Genomic DNA, 3,866 nt, shown 5'->3' with positions numbered 1-3,866 from the left:
TCGTCCCGGTGATCCACCAAGGCCGCGGACTTGACGGTGGACCGGGCGGCGGGCTGGACGGCAGACTGGGCGGGGCCGGGGACCCGGGGGAGCGCAGGGTCAGTCGGCGCTTTCGGCCATCAGATCGCCGCGCTTGTTTTCGATGGTGACGCGGACCTCGGCCTCCAGCGCATTGACCAGCGACATCAGCCGCGCCCGCGCCACCTCGCCAAAAAGCTCGGCGCTGGCGGCGGGCAGTTCCACATGCAGCAGGCGTTTGCGCGGTTGCCAGCGCAGCGTGCCGATGTCCTGATCCTCGCCCACCATCAGCATGGCGCCAAAGCGCATCGCCTTGCCGACAATCTCGGCCTCTTTTTGCTGCGCCGGGGCCAGCAGGTCGTAGAGATGTTCGAAATGGGTGCCCTGGCGTTTGTTCCGATAGCGATGCAGCAGCGCCAGCCCGAGAAAGATCCGTTCGGAGTGTTTCAGCCCACCCAGGTTGGCGCGGGTGGCATTGTCGAAACAGACTTCGGCGCGGTAATCCGGATGGGCGCGCCAGCTGACGTCATGCAGCACACAGGCCGCCTTCACCAGCCGCATCTTTGTATAGGGCGCGCCGGAAAAGAGCGGTTTTACATAGGTATAGAGCGTCTTGCCAAAGCCGGGAACCCGGGCGTCCTTAGCCTCGGCAAAGCGGGCCGCCTCGATCAGGGGATCGCGTTCGCGCAGGACGTCGGGCATTTGTTCATAAAGCAGCCCCTCGCGGATGCCATAGCTGGAAATGGCGATATCCTTGGGCCGGAAGGTCTTGACCAGCCGCGACAGCACATCAACCGCATAGGGCACCAGCGCCATCCGGGCGGAGGAGATGCCGCAGTCGGCGCGCAGTTTGTCGAGGTCGTTCTTTTCGATGAATTTCGCCGTTTCGCGCACGTCACTGGCGCTCATGCGGTATTCATGCTGCACCGTCAGCGGGTAGCTGCGTCGCAGCATGTCCAGCCGGGCAATGGCGCGCCAGCTGCCGCCGACCAGGAACAGACGATCCCGCTGGTCGCCCATCTGTTCGCGCAAGCCCGCCATCACCTCGTCGATGTGTTTTTTGCGCCCACTGCGCCCGCCGTCGATGTCCTTCAGCTTGAGCGGGCCGAGATTCGAGGTGACGCATTTGCCGACAATGCCGCCCTGGATCTCTGCCAGCTCCATCGAGGAGCCACCGATATCGCAGACCAGACCATAGGCACCGGGCCAGCCCAGCAGGACGCCTTGTGCCGACAGTCGGGCCTCTTCCTCGCCGGTGATGACACGGATGCGCAGGCCGGTGGCGGCTTCGACTTCGGTGCAGAATTCCGGCCCGTCGCTGGCATCGCGCACGGCGGCGGTGGCCACCACATGCAGCGGGTCGGGCAGCAGCCCCTTGGCGAGGGTCTGGAACCGTCGCAGCGCCGCCAGGGCACGGGTGCGCCCCTTGGGGTTCAGCTTGCCAGTATCCGACAGGCCCGCGCCGAGGCCGCACATGATCTTTTCGTTGTAGAAATAGGCCGGGCTGCGGGCGGCGCCGTCAAAAATCACCAGGCGGACCGAGTTTGACCCGATATCGACCACGCCGACCCGCTCCAAGGCGCGCGAATCCGGATCGTTGAACAGCGGGCGGCCAAAGGGCCCCCAGTCGTCAGATGCGGTGTCTCGCCCGGTGGCGGGGCTGTTTCCTGAGGGCTCGGACGGGGCTGCGGGCTGGGTCGTCATGCGGGCTCCGGAGGTTTTGGCTTTGGAAAGAATGGTCTATTGGGTCTGTCAGGTCAATTCAGCAAGCCGGGTCGGTGGCGCTCTGCCGCTGGGAAGTCGGGGAGGGACCCTGGCAACCTGCGGGTGGCGCGCGGGCGGGCGGTCAGATCTCACCGGTTTCGCTCCTGCGGTCGGCGCTCATCATCTGGATCGCAAGCGCCCGGCTGAGGGTGCGCTGTTCGGCCAGTGCCAGCCGGTCGAGCCGCTCCACCACCGCCTGCGCGGCGGCAAAGGACCGGTCCATGCGGCCCACCAGATAGGGGATCACATCGGGTTTCGGCGCGATCTGGCGGTCGTTGAACAGCTTTGCCAGCACCACCGCCAGCAGCGCGTCATCGGGCGCTTCCAGCGCGGCATGGGTGGCCGCCTGCACCCGGCTTTGCAGATCCGCAAGGCCAAGCCCCCAGAGATTGGGCGCGGGTCGGCCGGTGAACATCAGCCGGTGGCCATGGGTCAGCACCATGTTGTGCAGGTGGAACAGCGCCTTTTGCGCCCGGCCATCCTCGGCGATATCGGGGACATCCTCCACCGCGACCGGGCCGCTGGCGAGGGTCGGCAGGTCGTGATCGGTGAGGCGGCGGGCCGAAATCACCCGCGCGCCGCTGTCGCGGGCCCAGACATGGGCGAGATGGGTCTTGCCCGACCCTTTGGGGCCTGTCAGGACCAGCTTGCCCGAGGGCCAGGCGAAATTTGCATCCATCAGCGCCACCGCCATGGCGTTTGAGGGCGCGACGAAGAAATCATCGCGTCCCAGCGCGGGTTTCGCGGGGAGGTCAAAGCTGAGCTGTTGTGACATTTGCGGTGTGCTTACTCTGCGTCTGTCGGTGTCGCGTCGACGGCAAAGGCCGAGGCGTCGCGGTGATCCAGCCCCTGATAGAGCCGACTGTGCAGATACTGCTCCACGGCGAAACGTGCAACCACTCCGATGACGGCGGCGACGGGCACCGCCACCAGCATGCCGACAAAGCCAAAGAGCGCGCCAAAGACCGACAGCGCCAGCAGCAGCCAGACCGGGTGCAGCCCGACCGAGTCGCCGACCAGCTTGGGGGTGAGGAAATTGCCCTCGACGAACTGGCCGAGAAAGAAGATCCCGGCGACCAGCGCGATGCGGACCCAATCGGTGCTGTGGCGGATCATCTCGCCATCGGCGCCTTCCATGGCGCCCCAGAACTGGAACAAGGCCAGCCCGATGGCCAGCACGCCGCCAAAGATCGACCCCAGATAGGGGATAAAGGTCACCAGCCCGGCCACGAATCCGACCGCCAGGCCGAAATTCAGCCCCACCGCCATCAGCGCCACCGCGTAATAGGTGCCAAGGATCAGGCAGACGGTGCCCATGCCGCGAATGAAGGACGAGAGCACATCGTCGATCTCGCGAAACAGCCGGCGGATTGTGGGGGCATGATCGCGCGGCAAAAGCGCGTCGATGCGCGCCACCATGCGGTCCCAGTCCACCAGCAGATAGACCGACACGACCGGCACGATTACGATCAGCACCACCAGGTTCAGCAGCGACAGGGCAGAGCCGACAAAGGTCTGCAGCAGCGTCGCGCTTTTGTCCTGCAACATGGTCCACAGGCTGGCGAGCGCATCGTTGATGCGGCTGTCATCGGCAAACAGCGATGGCATCCGCTCGCGGGCAATTTCGCGCAGATTGGACCAGGCCTGCGGCAGGGTCTGCACCAGATCGATCAACTGGTTGATCAGCATCGGCACGATCAGCAACAGGAACATCAGGAAGATCAGCACGGCGACGACGGTGATCACGGCGGTGGCCCCGGTGCGGCTCAGCCCGAGATCTTCGAGCCGGTCAGCCAGCGGGTCGATGATATAGGCAACGGCGGCGCCCAGGATAAAGGGCAAAAGCACATTGCCCAGCGACCACATCAGCAGCGCCAGAACGGCCAGCGCGAGGCTCCAATATATCAATTGCTTGCTGGCAGGCAGGGCCATGATCCGGCGACCTCGCTGGTGTTGCACAGGGCAGGGACGCCCCAGAGAGTGCCCCTGTGATCGCCGATAGGGGCCTGCGTTGCAAGAGAGACTTGCCCGATTGCCGGGCTGGCGCCGCCGATGTGGTCGCTGGGCAATGTGCTTTTGCCCTT

Annotated in this window: 3 protein-coding genes; all 3 read right to left on the bottom strand. The window is 65.2% G+C overall.

Annotation, left to right across the window (positions count from 1 at the left end):
- Positions 1 to 99: 99 nt before the first annotated feature.
- Positions 100 to 1,722, bottom strand: a complete 1,623-nt coding sequence (locus TRIHO_RS19875) for a Ppx/GppA family phosphatase (RefSeq protein WP_068247973.1) — start codon at positions 1,720 to 1,722, stop codon at positions 100 to 102.
- Positions 1,723 to 1,864: 142 nt separating this feature from the next.
- Positions 1,865 to 2,557 carry a P-loop NTPase family protein gene (locus TRIHO_RS19870; protein WP_068247970.1) on the bottom strand — a complete coding sequence of 231 codons (693 nt, stop codon included), beginning with the start codon at positions 2,555 to 2,557 and terminating at the stop codon, positions 1,865 to 1,867.
- Positions 2,558 to 2,568: 11 nt separating this feature from the next.
- Positions 2,569 to 3,714: an AI-2E family transporter gene (locus tag TRIHO_RS19865; protein ID WP_068247968.1), complete on the bottom strand. Its 1,146-nt coding sequence runs from the start codon at positions 3,712 to 3,714 to the stop codon at positions 2,569 to 2,571.
- Positions 3,715 to 3,866 lie beyond the last annotated feature (152 nt).

It is taken from the genome of Tritonibacter horizontis (assembly GCF_001518015.1).
Lineage (GTDB): Bacteria > Pseudomonadota > Alphaproteobacteria > Rhodobacterales > Rhodobacteraceae > Epibacterium > Epibacterium horizontis.
This window is presented reverse-complemented; position numbering and strand designations above follow the sequence as displayed.